This is a genomic window from Acetomicrobium sp. S15 = DSM 107314 (assembly GCF_016125955.1).
In the GTDB taxonomy this organism is placed as follows: Bacteria; Synergistota; Synergistia; order Synergistales; family Thermosynergistaceae; genus Thermosynergistes; species Thermosynergistes pyruvativorans.
The window spans coordinates 1-353 of record NZ_JADEVE010000034.1 but is presented as its reverse complement, the minus strand read 5'-3'; the positions used below and the strand labels follow the sequence as shown (position 1 = coordinate 353).

The following is a 353-nucleotide window of genomic DNA, read 5'->3' as shown; positions in this document are numbered from 1 at the left end:
TCTCCGGGCCGGTCTCCATAGCCGGTGCCGAGATTGTGGACCGCACAGTGACCGAGCTTCTGTAGGCAAATGTAGATAGACGGCGGGCGGCGCGCGGGTTTTATATACCACTTGGCGCGCGCCGACACAAGAGAGGTGTCGAAGATGGCATGGAGCACGCCTACCCCCCTGCGCGCCAATTGAACGTGCACCTCCTGCAGACCGGTACCGGCCGCCGCGACCAACCCCACTGGGCCGGTGGGACAGGTCGCCCTCAGAGGGGCGTTTTTAAGATTAATCAAAGTCGACGACGTCTGCTATAATAAAAGCGATAAGAAACTATGGGGAGGGAACGAATGATGAGGAAGTTTCGC

1 protein-coding gene is annotated in these 353 nt (G+C 58.6%); it reads right to left on the bottom strand.

The annotated features are described in order from the left end of the window. Nucleotides 1-281: hypothetical protein (locus EZM41_RS00580; RefSeq protein WP_198468367.1), on the bottom strand; the 281-nt coding region annotated here is incomplete at its 3' end. Nucleotides 282-353: the final 72 nt, after the last annotated feature.